At 36.4% G+C, this 16,467-nt stretch carries 18 protein-coding genes and 1 pseudogene; 12 read left to right on the top strand and 7 right to left on the bottom strand.

All coding sequences use genetic code 11. The features are described from left to right. The first annotated feature begins 181 nt into the window (after nt 1-181). From AZF04_RS05220 to thrB, 3 genes are read left to right on the top strand one after another with little or no spacing between them, the layout of a single operon-like run. A complete protein-coding gene (locus tag AZF04_RS05220; RefSeq protein WP_061947842.1) occupies nt 182-1,477 on the top strand; it encodes a homoserine dehydrogenase in 1,296 nt (431 codons plus the stop codon). A 2-nt stretch (nt 1,478-1,479) separates the two neighbouring features. Beyond that, complete coding sequence (gene thrC / locus AZF04_RS05215; RefSeq protein ID WP_061947841.1) at nt 1,480-2,544, top strand: threonine synthase; 1,065 nt, start codon at nt 1,480-1,482, stop codon at nt 2,542-2,544. Beyond that, on the top strand, nt 2,541-3,464 hold the full coding sequence (gene thrB, locus AZF04_RS05210) for a homoserine kinase (protein WP_061947840.1): 924 nt from the start codon (nt 2,541-2,543) through the stop codon (nt 3,462-3,464). Before thrC ends, thrB begins: the two co-directional genes overlap by 4 nt. Before the next feature lie 46 nt (nt 3,465-3,510). Here the strand turns inward: thrB and AZF04_RS05205 are convergent, their stop codons facing one another. Continuing rightward, nucleotides 3,511-3,753, bottom strand: coding sequence for a NifU family protein (locus AZF04_RS05205; protein ID WP_045482874.1), 243 nt, complete (start codon nt 3,751-3,753; stop codon nt 3,511-3,513). 303 nt (nt 3,754-4,056) lie between these two features. On the opposite strand from AZF04_RS05205, the gene AZF04_RS05200 reads away from it, so the two are divergent. Further along, on the top strand, nt 4,057-4,368 hold the full coding sequence (locus tag AZF04_RS05200) for a YuzD family protein (RefSeq protein WP_061947839.1): 312 nt from the start codon (nt 4,057-4,059) through the stop codon (nt 4,366-4,368). 60 nt (nt 4,369-4,428) lie between these two features. Here AZF04_RS05200 and AZF04_RS21880 read toward each other — a convergent pair whose 3' ends face one another. Then, nucleotides 4,429-5,499: an NAD(P)/FAD-dependent oxidoreductase gene (locus AZF04_RS21880; protein ID WP_061947880.1), complete on the bottom strand. Its 1,071-nt coding sequence runs from the start codon at nt 5,497-5,499 to the stop codon at nt 4,429-4,431. A 459-nt stretch (nt 5,500-5,958) separates the two neighbouring features. Then, a pseudogene (locus AZF04_RS22010) lies at nt 5,959-6,018 on the bottom strand (TetR family transcriptional regulator); the annotation flags it as partial. Between the two features lie 220 nt (nt 6,019-6,238). Here AZF04_RS22010 and AZF04_RS05190 point away from each other — a divergent pair. Genes AZF04_RS05190 through dapF form a run of 3 tightly spaced genes read left to right on the top strand, consistent with a single transcriptional unit; the run spans nt 6,239 to nt 7,617 of the window. Continuing rightward, a complete protein-coding gene (locus tag AZF04_RS05190; protein WP_045483023.1) occupies nt 6,239-6,475 on the top strand; it encodes a YuzB family protein in 237 nt (78 codons plus the stop codon). A 36-nt stretch (nt 6,476-6,511) separates the two neighbouring features. Beyond that, the gene (locus AZF04_RS05185) at nt 6,512-6,751 is read left to right on the top strand and encodes a hypothetical protein (RefSeq protein WP_045482868.1); all 240 of its coding nucleotides are present in this window, start codon (nt 6,512-6,514) and stop codon (nt 6,749-6,751) included. A 14-nt stretch (nt 6,752-6,765) separates the two neighbouring features. Further along, nucleotides 6,766-7,617, top strand: a complete 852-nt coding sequence (dapF, locus tag AZF04_RS05180; RefSeq protein WP_061947838.1) for a diaminopimelate epimerase — start codon at nt 6,766-6,768, stop codon at nt 7,615-7,617. 50 nt (nt 7,618-7,667) lie between these two features. On the opposite strand, the gene mqnE (AZF04_RS05175) is transcribed toward dapF, so the two are convergent. Next, nucleotides 7,668-8,762 (bottom strand): aminofutalosine synthase MqnE, encoded by a 1,095-nt coding sequence (gene mqnE, locus AZF04_RS05175; protein ID WP_061947837.1) that lies wholly within the window; start codon nt 8,760-8,762, stop codon nt 7,668-7,670. Nucleotides 8,763-8,780: 18 nt separating this feature from the next. Next, complete coding sequence (mqnE, locus tag AZF04_RS05170; protein ID WP_061947836.1) at nt 8,781-9,884, bottom strand: aminofutalosine synthase MqnE; 1,104 nt, start codon at nt 9,882-9,884, stop codon at nt 8,781-8,783. A 469-nt stretch (nt 9,885-10,353) separates the two neighbouring features. Here mqnE (AZF04_RS05170) and AZF04_RS05165 point away from each other — a divergent pair, with 469 nt between their 5' ends. Together AZF04_RS05165 and AZF04_RS05160 are read left to right on the top strand one after the other, a co-directional pair. Beyond that, nucleotides 10,354-10,539, top strand: a complete 186-nt coding sequence (locus tag AZF04_RS05165) for an aspartyl-phosphate phosphatase Spo0E family protein (protein ID WP_045482856.1) — start codon at nt 10,354-10,356, stop codon at nt 10,537-10,539. Between the two features lie 89 nt (nt 10,540-10,628). Next, entirely contained in the window at nt 10,629-10,982 is a 354-nt protein-coding gene (locus AZF04_RS05160; RefSeq protein WP_061947835.1) for a HesB/IscA family protein, read from the top strand. Nucleotides 10,983-11,090: 108 nt separating this feature from the next. Here the strand turns inward: AZF04_RS05160 and AZF04_RS05155 are convergent, their stop codons facing one another. Then, nucleotides 11,091-12,080, bottom strand: coding sequence for an NAD(P)/FAD-dependent oxidoreductase (locus AZF04_RS05155; RefSeq protein WP_061947834.1), 990 nt, complete (start codon nt 12,078-12,080; stop codon nt 11,091-11,093). 827 nt (nt 12,081-12,907) lie between these two features. On the opposite strand from AZF04_RS05155, the gene AZF04_RS05150 reads away from it, so the two are divergent. The 3 genes from AZF04_RS05150 (at nt 12,908) to AZF04_RS05140 (ending at nt 15,729) form a co-directional block, all read left to right on the top strand. Next, on the top strand, nt 12,908-14,125 hold the full coding sequence (locus tag AZF04_RS05150) for an NAD(P)/FAD-dependent oxidoreductase (protein ID WP_174522667.1): 1,218 nt from the start codon (nt 12,908-12,910) through the stop codon (nt 14,123-14,125). Nucleotides 14,126-14,261: 136 nt separating this feature from the next. Continuing rightward, complete coding sequence (locus AZF04_RS05145) at nt 14,262-14,582, top strand: YuiB family protein (RefSeq protein WP_045482834.1); 321 nt, start codon at nt 14,262-14,264, stop codon at nt 14,580-14,582. 448 nt (nt 14,583-15,030) lie between these two features. After that, the gene (locus AZF04_RS05140) at nt 15,031-15,729 is read left to right on the top strand and encodes a 3D domain-containing protein (RefSeq protein ID WP_061947833.1); all 699 of its coding nucleotides are present in this window, start codon (nt 15,031-15,033) and stop codon (nt 15,727-15,729) included. A 228-nt stretch (nt 15,730-15,957) separates the two neighbouring features. On the opposite strand, the gene AZF04_RS05135 is transcribed toward AZF04_RS05140, so the two are convergent. Then, complete coding sequence (locus tag AZF04_RS05135; protein WP_045482828.1) at nt 15,958-16,437, bottom strand: divergent PAP2 family protein; 480 nt, start codon at nt 16,435-16,437, stop codon at nt 15,958-15,960. Between the last annotated feature and the right edge of the window lie 30 nt (nt 16,438-16,467).

Raw genomic sequence — 16,467 nt, 5'->3', positions numbered from 1 at the left:
TTACATATTAATTAAGCTGGTTATTTTGGGGCTCGTATAAATCATAATGGACTTCTATAAATATTTTGAAAATTAGTTGAATTCCTCTTGTTTTATGAGTGAAAGAGGATTATAATGTCCTTTATAGATAAACATATGTACTTTTTGAGGGAACATTTTTGTTTGGATAGGAGTGGAGAGTATGGATCGAGCAGTCGGAGTAGGTTTACTAGGCTTTGGAACCGTTGGAGGCGGTGTTGTAGAGATTATAGAACGTCACCAGCAAGAGCTTCAGCATAAGGTTGGCTGTCCGGTTGAAGTGAAGAAAGTCCTCGTTCGAGATAAAAAGAAAGATCGATCAATTGTAATTGACGAGCATTTATTAACAGAACAAGCAGATGAGGTCATATCAAGCCCTGATGTAGATATTGTGATGGAAGTAATGGGTGGAATTGAAGAGACTAAAAAACTGTTAATAAAGGCATTAAATAATAAAAAGCATATTGTCACAGCTAACAAAGATTTAATGGCATTGCATGGAGCAGAATTACTTCAACTCGCTTCTGATAAGGGCTGTGATTTATTTTATGAAGCTAGTGTTGCCGGAGGAATTCCGATTTTAAAAGGTTTGTCTGATGGCTTATCAGCTGATCGAATTACTAAAATGATGGGGATTGTTAATGGAACGACGAACTATATATTAACGAAAATGAGTCATGAAGGACGTTCGTATGATGAAGTTTTACAGCAGGCACAGGAGCTTGGTTTTGCTGAGAGTGACCCGACAGCTGATGTTGAAGGCTTAGATGCTGCTAGGAAAATGGCGATTTTGGCAACCTTAGGTTTCTCTTCAAAAGTAGAGCTTGATGATGTTAGTGTAAAAGGTATTTCTAACGTATCAGATGCTGATTTGTATTATAGTCATCAGTTAGGATATACGATGAAGTTAATCGGGCTCGCAAAACGTGATGAAGGAAGAATTGAGATTAGTGTTCAACCGACCTTATTACCTCATCAGCATCCTTTATCTTCCGTTCATAATGAGTATAATGCTGTTTATGTATATGGTGAAGCAGTAGGCGAAACGATGTTTTATGGCCCGGGTGCTGGAGCTTTACCAACTGCTACGGCAGCGATGTCTGATTTAGTTCAGGTTATTCGAAATATGAGACTTGGCGTAAATGGGAAGAGCGTACAAGGTCCTTTAACAAAAAGTGTATTAAAAGATGATCAAGAAATTGAATCACAATATTTTATTCGCTTAAAAGTAGTAGACCGAGCAGGAACGTTCTCTACTATCACTTCATTATTTGCTGAATATGAAGTAAGCTTTGAAAAGTTATTACAGCTTCCGGTAGATGGTGAAGCAGCAGCAGAAGTCATTATTATTACACATAAAACGAACAAGGCGAATTACCAATTATTGATGAACACATTAGAAGAGCTAGCTGTTGTACATTCAGTTGAAAGCAGTTATCGTGTCGAGGGAGGACAATAGAGATGAGTAGTTGGAGAGGATTAATTACAGAATATAAAGAGTATTTACCAGTTAATGAAAATACGCCACTATTAACATTGAGTGAGGGAAATACTCCGCTAGTACCATTAGAAGCATTGTCAAAAGAATGGGGAGTAGAAGCGTACGTTAAATATGAAGGAGCCAATCCAACAGGTTCGTTTAAAGACCGAGGAATGGTTATGGCAGTAGCGAAAGCTAAAGAAGAAGGAAGTAAAACGATTATTTGTGCTTCTACAGGTAATACATCAGCAGCTGCAGCAGCATATGGGGCAAGAGCAGGTTTACGTTGTATAGTTGTTATCCCCGAAGGAAAAATCGCTTTAGGGAAGCTAGCCCAAGCAGTGATGTATGGAGCTGAGGTCCTCGAAATAAAAGGGAATTTTGACAATGCTTTAGATATTGTTCGAAGTATTAGTGAGAAAGAAGCTGTAACACTTGTTAATTCAGTGAACCCTTATCGTATCGAAGGTCAAAAAACAGCTGCTTTTGAGGTATGCGATGCGCTTGGCCAAGCACCTGATGTTCTTTGTATTCCTGTCGGGAATGCTGGAAATATTACGGCCTACTGGAAAGGCTTTAAAGAGTATCATGAAAGTAAAGGTACTGGGTTACCTGAGATGAGAGGCTTTGAAGCAGAAGGAGCTGCGGCCATCGTTCAAAATCAAGTCATTAAAGAGCCTGAAACGATTGCTACTGCTATTCGAATTGGAAATCCAGCGAGTTGGAGCTATGCAGTTGATGCAGCCCAAGAGTCAAATGGAAAAATCGACTATGTAACAGATGATGATATTTTAGAAGCCTATCAGCTTCTTGCAAAGAAGGAAGGTATATTTGCTGAACCTGCTTCGTGTGCTTCCATTGCTGGTTTGAAAAAACAAATAGAGTCTGGTGAAATTAAAAAAGGGTCAAAAGTTGTTTGTGTTTTAACAGGAAATGGCTTAAAGGACCCAAGTACTGCCATGGATACAGTAACAGTTAAACCGACTGTATTACCAAATGATGAAGAAGCATTTTTAGCACATATTAAGGGCGGTGTCACTCAATGAGTGATTCCCGCTTTGAAATAACGGTCCCAGCTAGTACAGCTAATTTAGGACCAGGTTTTGACTCGATTGGTCTCGCTGTTAATCGGTATTTAACGTTAATCGTTGAAGTAGCAGAGAAATGGTCCTTTACCTCGGACTCCTCTAATTTAGAAGGAATTCCTCAAGGGGAAGATAATTTAATTTGTCAAGTTGCCAGACATGTGGCAGACAAAAAAAACATTCATTTACCTGCTTGTAACATTTCGATGACTAGCAACATTCCGTTAGCGAGGGGCTTAGGAAGTAGTGCAGCAGCTATAGTAGCTGGTGTAGAATTGGCCAATCAGTTTTCTTCCGTAAAAATGGATGAAAAAGAAAAGATTCGCTTCGCTTCACTTTGGGAAGGACATCCTGATAATGTATCGCCATCTGTCTATGGTGGACTCACAATAGGAACTCATACTGAAGAGGAAACGGATGTTCTTTATGGAGGTATTCCAGAGGTAGATTTAATTTTACTTATTCCACCTGAGGAATTAAAAACAAAGCTGGCACGTAGTGTATTACCAGATAGCTTAGACTTCAAAAGTGCCATTAGAGGAAGTAGCGTCTCAAACGTCTTGGTGGCAGCCATTTTGCAAAGAAATTGGCCAATGGTTGGTCGGATGATGTTTAGAGATGAGTTTCACCAGCCATTTAGAGGTAAATTAATTCCTCATCTACATGATGTGATGAGTTTTGTAAATCAGGAAACTCCCGCATATGGAGCGGCTTTAAGTGGTGCTGGTCCAACAATGCTTATTCTAGCCCCGGTTAACCAAGGGAATCAGGTGAAAGAGTTATTAGAGGAACAATTTACAAACTTTGAAATTGATGTATTATATCCAGCTAAGGAAGGAATTAAGGTGGTATCATTACCCCTTAAACCGATAGCTAAATAATATGGAAAAAAAGCACCTAGTATATACTAGGTGCTTACATATTTGATTAAAATACTTGTTCGATTTCTGTAATTCCTGGTACTTCTTCAAGAAGAGCACGCTCAATCCCTGCTTTTAACGTAATTGTTGAGCTTGGGCAAGAGCCACATGCACCTAGTAGGCGAACATGAACAACTCCTTCATCATCTACATCTACAAGTTCAACATCCCCACCATCACGAAGCAAGAAAGGACGAAGCTTATCCAATACTTCTTTTACCTGTTCAAATGTTTCAGTCGTAATTGCCATATTTAACAACTCCTTTCTACTTTATATTATACTAGGGATATCAAAAAAAATCCATGATCTAGCTACCAATTTTTAAATCTTATTTAGAACGAATATAATATAAACAATAAAGAAAGTAAAGTAAATAGTGATTAAGCTTGATAAAAAGGGCTGTTTCGGTTGCAATATTAAAATCTTATTGAAAATCGCCTAAATACAGTGAGAATATAAAGTTACATGATTTATTTCCTTTCATAATCGTTCTAAAAACTATAAAATAAATAGGATAGTTCATTATTCATGTTAAAAAGGGGCGAGATCGTTATGAAGCAATCCTTTACGTTTAAAGTTTATGGAGCAGATGAAAAATGCGCTAGCTGCATCCATTTACCAAGTGCAAAAGAAACGAGTGAGTGGCTAGAAGCGGCTATCACCCGTAAATTTCCAGAACAGTCGATTCAATTTTTTTATTTAAATATTGATGATGATTTGAATGAGGAAGAGGATCAAAAATATTCTCAGGCCATAAAGGAAGAAGAATACTTTTATCCGTTAGTCGTTCTAAACGGGGAAGTAGTAGGAGAAGGGAATCCTAATCTAAAGGTTATTTCAAAAAGAATAGAAGACCATTTGTAACACAAAAAACCCTCATCAACTAAGGGATCATCCCTAAGATGTTTTGAGGGTTTTTGAATTCTATGAACCTGAGTGATATTTATACATCCAAAGTACGCCACTTTTTAAAACACGAGGAACTCTTCCTAACAATGTTCGCTCCCCCATTAGTCCAAAGCCATGCTTTTTCCCTAAAGATCCAAGTACGCCTTTTAGTTTAATTTTAGGCAATTCTTCTGGCAGGGGCTCATGATTCCATTGCTTTTTTAAAATGGTAACAATTTGTTCTGCTTGGCCTTCCGCTAGTTGTGCACTCGGAGCGTGAGGTAATTCAGCACAATCCCCGACAACGAAAACATCGGGATCAGTTGGTAAAAAGTGCTGTGGAGTTAATTTTACTCTTCCAGATTGACCTTTTTCTACTTCAAGATTACGGACTACCTCTACGGGTTGAACTCCTGCGGTCCAAATGACAACGTCACTTTCTATAAATTCATCATGGTTATAAAGCCCGTTTTTGGTTACTTGAGTAATATTGGATTGATTAATCACTTCTACACCGTGCTCTAAAAACCAGTTTTGAACATATTCACTTAACTTGCGAGGAAACATTGAAAGAATAATATCGCCTCTGTCAAAGAGCTTCACTGTTACATCAGGACGGCTTTCCCTTAGCTCGCTAGCTAATTCAACACCACTTAAACCAGCGCCGACAATAGATACTACTCCTTGCGGGCGAACATTATTAAGTGCTTCATAAGTTCTTCTTGTCTTCGGCATGGTTTGAATACTATAGGTATTTTCTTGGGCACCAGGAACATTGTGATATTTATCTTCACAGCCGAGTCCAATAACCAATTTGTCATAGTCAATAGATTCCCCATCATCTAATAAAACTCGCTTCTCATCTATTTGGATTTCAGTAACCGTTGCGTATTTAATTTTCAATCTAGGATCATCTGGAAAAGAAACGCGAAGATGCTGATCAGATGCTGTTCCAGCAGCTAGTGCATAATATTCCGTTTTCAAACAATGATAAGGCAAGCGGTCAACTAAAATAATCTCTGTATCGTTCGGTAAATCGTTAGGGAGGAGACGCTGTAAGATTCTCATTGAACCATAGCCTCCTCCTAGTAGAAGCAGTTTTTTCATTCCGAAATTTCTCCTTTTTTCTGTGATCGTAATAGTGCTAGTTTCAACCAATTTCATCACATGATGTAATAATGCATTTTTGGTTGGTTCATACTGATACGTTTTTAACCCGTATGAAATAATCGCTACTAATAGGTGACTCCAAGTGTCTAGAGAAAGGCTACTTTCTAATTCGTTTCTTTTTATAGCATGTTTTAAAAGTTGATTCATATGAGTTCTTAAAATATCTTCTTCCTCAATAACATACGTCAAAATTTGTATGGTAAGGTTTGGATGTGAATCATAATCCTCTAATATAAAATATAAGTAAGAACGAATTCTTGATACGAATGGCTGTTTCTTAAGAGACATTTGCTCTAAGTTTGCCATTACTTGATCAAGTCTTTTATGAGCAAAGGATTTCATAATGGAGTCCTTTGTCGGAAAATAGTTGAAGAAGGTTCCTTTTGCTACTTTTGCATGTTTGGTTATTTCTTGGACGGTTGTAGCATGAAAACCTTGCTCTCTAAAGAGTTCCATGGCTACGGTTTCAATTTTATGTTTAGTAGATGAAGCTTTTTTAGTCATTTTTAGGTTCATTACGAGTCTCCTTTATAAAAATGACCGTGGTCAGTGTTGATTATAACGATTATGTGACAAATTCTCAACAATTATATTGGAAATTGATTAAAATTTGTGGGAATTGACTTTATTCCTGCAGCAGAGTAGCATAGACGATGTAGGAGTAGAGGTGATGAACATGAGACCAATTATTGAATTTTGTTTAAGTAATCTTGCAAGTGGTTCGCAAAAAGCAATGGAAATTTTAGAGAAAGATCCAAATTTAGATATCATTGAATATGGATGTCTCTCTCATTGTGGTAGCTGTGCCTATGATTTTTTTGCCTTAGTGAATGGTGAATATGTTTCTGGGGAAACAACTGAGGAATTGGTTGATAATATATATCAATATTTAGAGGAAAATCCGATGTTTTAATACGATAAAAATACCCTCGTTTTAAGGAGGAAAGCAATGGATGTTATACCTTTTATAAATACGTGGCCTTATGAAAAACAAATCAATGACATTTATATTCATACTTGCCCTTATTGTGATGAGGAGCAAGTATTAACTCATATGAAAACGAGAGATTTAGCTCGTGCAAAAGAAGGTTTTAAAGTGATTCTTATTATGCCTTGCTGCAATGAGAAAATGACGATACTCGAAGCGGATGACGATTATTTTTGGACCGATCAGCCTTTAAGAAAATAAGGAGCGAAACAGCGATGAAATTTACTAAAATGCATGGTTTAGGCAACAGTTATATATATGTGGATATGTTCAAAGAATCATTACAAGAAGAACAGCTACCATCGCTTGCTCAAGAAGTGGCGAATCCTTATACAGGAATTGGTTCAGATGGACTTATATTGGTTTGCCCTTCTGAAGTAGCTCCTGTTAAAATGAGAGTGTTTAACAATGATGGCTCAGAGGCTAAAAATTGTGGAAATGGATTGAGATGCGTTGCTAAATTTTCTTATGAAAAAGGTTACGTAGAGGACACAACCTTTATGATTGAAACCTTGGGAGGTTTGGTGGAAGCAACTGTTCACTTAAAAGAAGAGCAGGTGGTAAGTGTTACGGTCGATATGGGCCTGCCCGTACTAGAACGGGAGCAAATTCCGATGCTTGGCAATCCGGGTGAACAGGTTATAAACGAGTTGTTTGAAATGAATAACGAAAAATATCAACTTACAGCCGTTTCTATGGGAAATCCTCATGCTATTATGTTTGTTGATGATATTGTGAATGCGCCAGTCTCTTCATTAGGACCAATGATAGAAAAGGATGTTCGTTTTCCGGAATGGGTAAATGTAGAATTTGTAGAAGTAGTCAATAACGAAGAGCTGAATTTTAGAGTTTGGGAAAGAGGCTCGGGTATTACTCAGGCATGTGGAACAGGCGCCTGTGCTGCTGTGGTTGCTAGTATATTAAATGGATATTTAGAAAAAAATAAAGAAATTGTTGTTCATTTATTAGGTGGGGATTTGACCATTGTTTGGAAGGATGATGGTCACGTTTGGATGACAGGGGCTGCAGAAACGATTTGTACAGGCGATTATATCGTAAAGCTATAGTAAAATTACTTTTCATATAAAAAAATCAGGGGATTCAACCCCTGATTTTTTTAGTATGTTTTAATCACATTATAGAATGTATCTCTTTCAACAGGTATTTTATTCGCACTCTTAATAAGATGAATAAGCTCATCACGAGTAATTCCTGAAGAGGTAAGTGCACCAACAGAGTGAGAGATGCGCTCTTCAATTAATGTACCGTGTATATCACTTGACCCGAAAGAAAGAGCCATTTGGGTAAGTTGAACACCGATATTAATCCAATAAGCTTTTATATGAGCAAAGTTATCGAGCATTAAACGACTAATGGCAATGGTTCTCATATCATCATAGGCAGATGTTCTTCGTTTAATGCTTGCTTTTACACTTCTAGGCTGCATAGCTAATGGAATAAAAACCATATACCCATTTGTACGATCCTGCAACTGGCGGACACGATCCATATGAATTAATCGTTCCTCTGTACTCTCTATTGAACCATATAGCATCGTTGCATGAGTTTTTAAGCCGAGATTGTGAGCAATTTCATGAGCTTCTAGCCATTGATCGGTAGATGCTTTATCAGGACTCATTTTTTCACGGTATCGTTCGGTCAGAATTTCTGCTCCACCACCAGGAAGAGTATCTAGACCGGCTTTCATTAATTCTTGTAAAACTTCCTTCATAGATAATCCTGAAATACGAGAGAAAAACTCAATTTCTGCTCCCGTATAGGCTTTTACTGTTACATTTGGGTAATGCTTTTTTAATGTACGAATGGTATTTAAATAATAATCAAAAGGTACATCGGTATTATGTCCACCGACAATATGGAATTCGCGGATACCATCGCTCCAGCGCTTTGAAACGTATTCTAATAGCTCTTCTTCATGCATCGTGTATGCACCATCTTGTCCTGCTTTACGTTTAAAGCCACAAAAGCTGCAGTTTGCTTCGCAAACATTTGTTGGATTTATATACATATTTTCGATGAAATAAACATGATTACCATTCTTTTTAAGATTTACTTGATTAGCTAGCTGTGCAACTCCGAGTAAATCTGGTGTTTCGTATAAATACAAACCATCTTCAATCGTAAGTCGTTCATTATTGCTCACTTTTTCGGCAATATTTTGTAGATTATTATCTGATAAGATTACTCCCATTTTATCTCCTCCGCTTTTTTAGTAGACCCGAAGCGTTTGATAAAGAGTATCACGTTCAACGGGAATTCTATCTGTCTCCTTAATCATGTTGATAAAAGATTGTTTAGGAATCATTTGTACCGAATCATTTCCAGCAGCATGAACAATTTGTTCTTCCATCACTGTACCATCTAAATCATTTACACCAAATTGTAAAGATACTTGTGCAAGCTTTTGACCAATCATCATCCAAAACGCACGGATATGTTGAAAATTATCAAGCATTAACCGTGCAACAGCTAGGATTTTTAAGTCTAAAATCCCTGTTGTTTCTGAATGGATTTCAAATTCTTTTGCAAGGCGAGTATGGTCAGGATGAAAAGCAAAAGCAAAAAAAGCCTGAAATCCGTTTGTTTCATCTTGTAATTCTCTTAATTGAATAAAATGATCAATAATATGTTCAGGTTTTTCAATATGTCCATAGAGAATAGAAGCGTTAGAACGAATTCCTATTTCATGAGACATACGGTGTATATCAAGCCATCTTTTTGAATTTGTTTTATGTCCCGAAATGAGTTTTCGTACATCATCGTTAAAAATCTCAGCTCCACCGCCTAAGATCGAGCCAAGACCAGCATCTTGAAGTCTTATTAAAGCTTCTTTCACTGATATCTTAGCACAGCGAGAAATATAGTCAATTTCTACAGCGGTAAAAGCTTGAATATGAATAGTAGGGTTATGCTTTTTGGATAACTTTAACATTTCTTCATAATAGCTAAAAGGCAACCTAGGATTAACTCCACCAACAATATGAAGCTCACTATATCCTTTCCCTTGCATGCTTATAAATTTTTCTTCCAGCTCTTTTAAGGAAAGGGAATAGGCTCTTGGATTTCTTTCATTTAAACCAAAGGCACAAAGTTTGCAGCTTAAAAAACAGACATTCGTATAGTTCAGGTGAGTATTTTGAATAAAATAAACATGTTCTCCATTTTTTTGCTTGCGTACAAAATCAGCCATTTTTCCTAACGAGATTAAATCACTAGACTGAAGTAAATACAGCCCATCATCAAAATTTAATCGAATACCTTGCTCAACTTTTTCTTGAATACTAGAAAGCTTGGTTGATACGGAAAGGTTCATAAATAAAAGGTCTCCTTTTTAATGTATTTAAGGAGTCAGTGCGCTGTATGAAGAAATCTAGGTTAATCTGGCAATGACTTGTTAAACGATGAACAAGTAGCAACGAAGATTCTTAATAGCAACCTTTTATCCGATATGTAAGCAATATGACTTAGATATATCGGTATAAAGTTATTTCCAGTTAATTTCAAGCAAACCTCTATAAAAATAGTTCATAAAAAAAGAACTATTTAAAATCTATTATACTATTAATGGTCAGGGAATAAAAGAAAGAGTGTCGGAGATAATGACAAAATAAGGGATTTTCTATAATTATATAGGTCATTATACTGAATTGAAGATAATCTAGTTGTTATTTTTTTAATAATTGATTAAAATGTAATTAAAATACATTTTTGTATGTTGGAAGATTGAGTGTAATAGAAAAAGAGATTATCAATTGATTTACTTTTAGAAGGGGAGGGTAAATATGGGTAGTACTTTAACGTATGATGCATGTGTTGAACGGATAGAAAAGCTACGTGAAAAAATGATTATTACAGCCGCTCAAAAAGGGATGCAGGATCCTCTCGTTCTAAAATATAGTCAAGAACTTGACCAAGCTCATAATTACATTCTTTTTTTAGATTCTCTAAATTTAGAAAAGCTCACATAAACCAATTGAATTTTAGATGAATACACTAATCTTGTATGTATGGTCTTGTCGTTATATACTTATATTAGATAAGTAAGGAGGGAATGAACATGATAACAATAACAGAATCTGCAGTAAGCCAAGTAAAAGAAATGATGGCTTCTGAGGGAGAAGAGAATCTCTTTTTACGAGTTGGAGTAAAAGGCGGTGGCTGTAGCGGTTTATCCTATGGTATGGGGTTTGATACTCAAAAAACGTCTGAAGATAGCTTGTTTGAAATAGATGGACTACATGTATTAGTAGATGAAGAAAGTGCACCTATTATCAACGGGTTAAAAATTGATTACAAACAAAATATGATGGGTGGCGGATTTACAATCGACAATCCGAATGCTATTGCAAACTGTGGCTGTGGCTCTTCTTTTAGAACCGCTAAAAATGCAGGTACACCTGAAAATTGTTAGACTAAAAGGGCAAAGTAAAAGCTCTTTTCTATATTAAACTCCTTGAGGAAAATTCTTAAGGAGTTTTTTTATATAAAAAGCTGCTCTATATGCTAGAGCAGCTCCTTTTTAAAAAAGACTAGTACTATGACCTGGGAATAATCTTGCTTTTGGATCGATGGCTGCTTTTGCATTATTAACAGCGGTAGGTGCTTCGCCAAATCCAGTCGCAATTAGTTTTACTTTTCCTTCGTATGTGGCAACATCGCCTGCAGCATAAACGCCAGGAAGGTTTGTTTCCATTTTAGTATTCACGACAATGGAGTTTTTAACGATTTCCAAGCCCCATTCTTTAATAGGACCAAGTGATGAAACAAAACCGAAATTGACAATGAGTGCATCAATATCTAGTTTGTGGGTTTGCTCACCTTTGATTTCTTGAAGTGTAATGGATTGAATAGCTTCTCCATCTCCTTCAATCGTTGAAATTTCAAAAGGAGTCATAACGTTCACTTTAGATTGATGAAGTAGTTCTACACTGTGTTCGTGTGCTCTAAATTTATCACGACGGTGAATAAGTGTCACTTCCTTAGCTAAAGGTTCAAGCATTAATGACCAATCTAATGCTGAATCTCCTCCACCACAAACAACGACACGTTTACCGGTAAATTGACTTAAATCTTGTATAAAGTAGTGGAGGTTTTTGCCCTCATATTGAGCAGCTCCGTCTACTTCTAGTCGACGAGGTTGGAAAGCTCCCGCCCCTGCTGTAATAATAACTGCTTTCGTATAGTGAGCTTCTTTATCCGTTGTAATGATATAAGTATCATCCTCTTGTTTTTCAAGCGTTCTAACGGTTTGCTCAAGTGATACGGTTGGATTAAATTGTTGAGCTTGTTTTGTTAAGCTATCAACAAGATCCTGTGCCTTAACTTTAGGAAAGCCGGCAACATCGTAAATATATTTTTCTGGGTAGAGTGCACTTAATTGTCCGCCAAGTTGAGGCATGCTTTCAATAATTTTAACTTTAGCTTGTCTCATTCCAGCATAAAAAGCAGCAAACAATCCCGTTGGTCCACCACCAATAATGGTAATATCATATAAATTATCTTTATCCATATTTCCACCCCTATCTATATTGGTACATTTTCCACACAACCTCTATTATACGCATAGAGAAAGGCAAAAGAAAAGATTATGCACCTTTTTCCTATGTCAGATTTTATAAAGTAGGAAATTTTTATCCTTATTAAACTATACGCTCTATAATTAAGCGGAAGGAGTATTTCGATACATACAAAAAAATGGTAGATGTATCGTTTTTGAAATGAGCTATATAATTTGTAAGTGAGTGAATCTCATCATTGCTCTATAAGTGAATAAAACCAAACATTCAATATAAAAAATTTCTTGAATGTTTGCGAATTTACTCGTTGATTGTAACGGTAGGTAGTGACTCCCAAAGGATGAGCGCCGTTTGAAGATCCACTCTGACGAAGCTCTGCGCAGTCAGAGTTAGCTGAAAACAAGCCCTTGGGAAAGCATCTACCTAAAGTGAAAATCAAAAACTAAATCGCTCGGTTATCATTATAAGATATGAATGATGAAATGGATTTAAGTATAGAGGAAACACATTCTTCATATATTAAAGGGGAAAATTTGAAAACTATCTACTTTAGTCCTTAATATTAGAATAATGTTCATAATATGGAATAAAATATGGTGCGAATTAACAATAAAAGTAATAGATGGATTACTGGATATAAGTTTTTGGGAAAAACGAAAAAAATTGTTGAAAAAAAGACAAAAAAGCCATATTATTAATAGTGTGTTTTGTTAGTTATAAGGAACTTATTTTGTCAGATTTTCTGACTTCTGTCTTTTTGTCTAAGTTCGTGAAATAGATCACAAATGAAGGCATTGTTATCATTTTATATACTAAGAAAATGGATGTGATGATTTTGAAGAAGCCAAGTATCGTTATTTTAGGTGCAGGTTACGGTGGGATGATTACGGCTACGAGATTAACGAAGCAATTAACTGCAAATGAGGCTAGTATCACTCTAGTTAACAAGCATGATTACCACTACCAAACTACGTGGTTACATGAACCAGCAGCAGGAACATTATCAGCTGAGCGCACTAGAATGCCTATTAAAAGTGTGTTAAATATGAACCGCATCAACTTTTTACAAGATGAAGTTGTAGAAATAAAAAAAGATGATAAAAAAGTCATCTTAAAAAATGGCGAAGTAGAATATGATTATTTAGTGATTGGGTTAGGTTCAGAAGCAGAGACATTTGGTGTTCCGGGTGTTTTTGAACATGCATTTAGCAAATGGACCGTTAATGGTGCTAGAGAAGTAAAAGAGCATATTGAGTATGTTTTCGCTAAATACAATAATGTCGAAGAAAAAACCGATGATATGTTAACATTCATCGTTGCAGGTGCTGGTTTTACAGGAATCGAATTTATTGGAGAGCTTTCAGAGCGTATGCCTGAGCTATGCAGCTATTATGATATTCCTCGTGATAAAGTAAAAATGTACGTAATCGAAGCAGCGCCATCAGCTCTACCAGGATTTGATCCTGAATTAGTTGAATATGCAATGAATTTATTAGAAAATCGCGGTGTTGAGTTTAAAATAAACTGTCCAATTAAAGAAGTAACAGCTGATGGTGTTATTCTTGCAAGTGGAGATGAGATTAAGGCAGCAACTATTGTTTGGGCTACAGGAGTTCGTGGAAGCTCAATCATCGAGAAATCTGGATTTGATGCAATGCGTGGTCGAATTAAGGTTGAGCCAAACCTAAGAGCCCCAGGACATGATGATATCTTTGTTATTGGAGACTGTGCTCTGATTATTAATGAAGACATTAATCGTCCATATCCTCCAACTGCTCAAATTGCTATGCAAATGGCTGATGTCTGTGCAGACAACCTTAAGTCTTTGGTCACTGGACAAGGCTCATTAAAAACATTTAAGCCAGCTCTTAAAGGAACAGTTGCATCATTAGGTGGAAAAGAAGCGATTGGTGTAGTAGGTTCAAGAAAACTTTATGGTGCACCAGCAAGCTTCATGAAAAAAATGATAGATAACCGTTATCTATTTTTACTAGGTGGACCGGGACTTACTTTGAAGCGTGGTAAAAGCCCACTATAAAATAGACGGAGCGAAAACGACGGGGGGCTTTACCTCTGTCGTTTTTTTATGCGATATAAAAAACCATAGAGAAAGCGATATAAATTTGACGATAAGTGATCTCATTAAGTAAACTAACTATGATGTGGAGGTGTTAATGGTGAATATTCCCCAACTAGTCATATCGATGATTCTATTTTTAGTTTTATTTTTCGGTATCGGCTTTTTATTAAATATGGTGTTGAGATCGACTTGGGTTATGGCAGTTATTTACCCAATAGTTGTCATATTAATTGTACATGATGTTTCTATTTTCGATTACATAACATCGCCCGGTATGGCTTTTCCGGCATTATGGAATAATTTGATGTCATTAATGTTTGTAGATATTTTAATCCTCTCCTTTGGATTTTTAGGAGCTATATTATCTGGTATCGTTATTAAGATGTTAAGAGTTAGAGGCTACCAAATGTTTTAAATGAACTCTTTGACGAAAAGGTGTGCTTCTGGTACATTGCGTATGAATGAAGAACTGCACTTATGTTAGTTGACTGGATGTTCGCTCTTCCAAGGCACTCTTAGTTCGGGAAGGTGCTGTCAAACTAACTTTTTTTAGCAGTGATTTCGACCTTGACTACATCGTTCCACTAGATTCTCCGTGACTTTTGTGTGGAATTGACGTCATTTCATAAAGGTTATTCCAATTCAACAGGCCCCTTCTTATTAAAAAGGAAGGGCCTGTTCGTTGTTTGTTAAGCAGTCATTGCATACATTTCAAATTTAGCTATGACAGTCTTCTATTTTTATATCCGATTTAAAAATAAAGGAATAGACTAAATTAATTGAATAATTAAAAAATATTTTTCCGTTTTGAATAACTTTGAATCATTTTGGAGATGCTTACAAAATGAGAGGAGTGAGAGAAAATGGAAAGAGTACAAACGGCTGGTCGACGTATAGGTATGAGTATACTATTAATCATCGCTGTTCTTTCAACTTTCTACACATTTTCAGGAGTAAGTGCTGCAGAAGTCGAGGGATGGATGAAAGAGCAAATTTTAGCTATTCAAACCGATGACCCATATATGGCTAGTTATTCTCAGTTCAAACAAAGTCAAATGACTGAAAAAACATTACCTTTTCAATCAAGAAATGAATTATCAAAATCGTTAGAAACGATTGAATCAAAGCCAGTATCGTTAGAGGAGTTAGATTGGACTCAGTATCCTAGTAATCGTGTAATTGCCACAGGTTATACAGCCGGGGTTGAATCAACAGGAAAATCACCTGGGCACCCTGGGTATGGTATTACCTTTTCAGGGGTAGAAGTAAAACGAGATTTATATTCGACAATAGCCGCTGATACATCTATTTATCCTATTGGTACGATTCTGTTTATCCCAGAATATGGATATGGAGTTGTAGCCGATACAGGATCTGCTATCAAAGGAAATAAAATCGACCTTTATTATGAAACGGTACAGGATGTATATTCCAAATGGGGTAAAAGGGAAATTGATGTTTATGTCATTGAAGTTGGGAATGGAAAATTAACAGAAGAAGAATTAAACGTATTAAATGAAGATGAGGCTGTCCAAGTTTTTAGAGAGCAAATTGACCGCTAATCATCCTATATATGAGGATAACTTAAAATCAAAAGAGGATGGAGAAACAAAAAATTCTTTATCCTTTTTTTGTAGTGACTATAATAAAGAGAAGCTTCCTATTGAAGAATTAAATCTGAGAGCTTTCATCAATCAAAATTAAAAAAAGCTTTGCCTTTCTACAGGGTACTTAGGTTTTAGAGCAATAAAAAGAGGCTGCTCCCATATGGACAACCTCTTTTTTCTTTTCTACCCGATGAAGATAAAGTCTAGAAGTAACGTCAATAGTATACCTAATAATCCGCCAAAAAAGACTTCAATGGGTTGGTGCCCTAATAACTCTTTGAGCTCCTGTCTTTTTTCAATCTCTTCTTTTTTAGGCCACTTACGAACCTCTCCTACAAGCTTATTAAAATCAGATACAAGCTGATTTAATACTGTTGCGTGGTAACCTGCATGACGCCTTACACCTGTTGCATCAAACATGACGATTATTCCTAAGATAGTGGCGACGGCAAAAATGGTAGAATCCAGTCCATGCTCCAATGCAACCGCTGTTGCTAAAGCAGATACAGCTGCTGAATGGGAACTAGGCATTCCTCCTGTACTAGTAAATAAAGTCCAGTCAAATTTTCTTGTCGGAATATAAGCCAAAGGTATTTTGATAAATTGGGCAAAGAAAATCGCAAATAGAGCTGCCCAAAGTGGGAAGTTATGTAAAATTTCCATACGTTCTATAATCTTCCTTTCTCAAGTGAC

Source organism: Alkalihalobacillus trypoxylicola (genome assembly GCF_001590785.1).
Lineage (GTDB): Bacteria > Bacillota > Bacilli > Bacillales > Bacillaceae_D > Alkalihalobacillus > Alkalihalobacillus trypoxylicola.
This window is presented reverse-complemented; position numbering and strand designations above follow the sequence as displayed.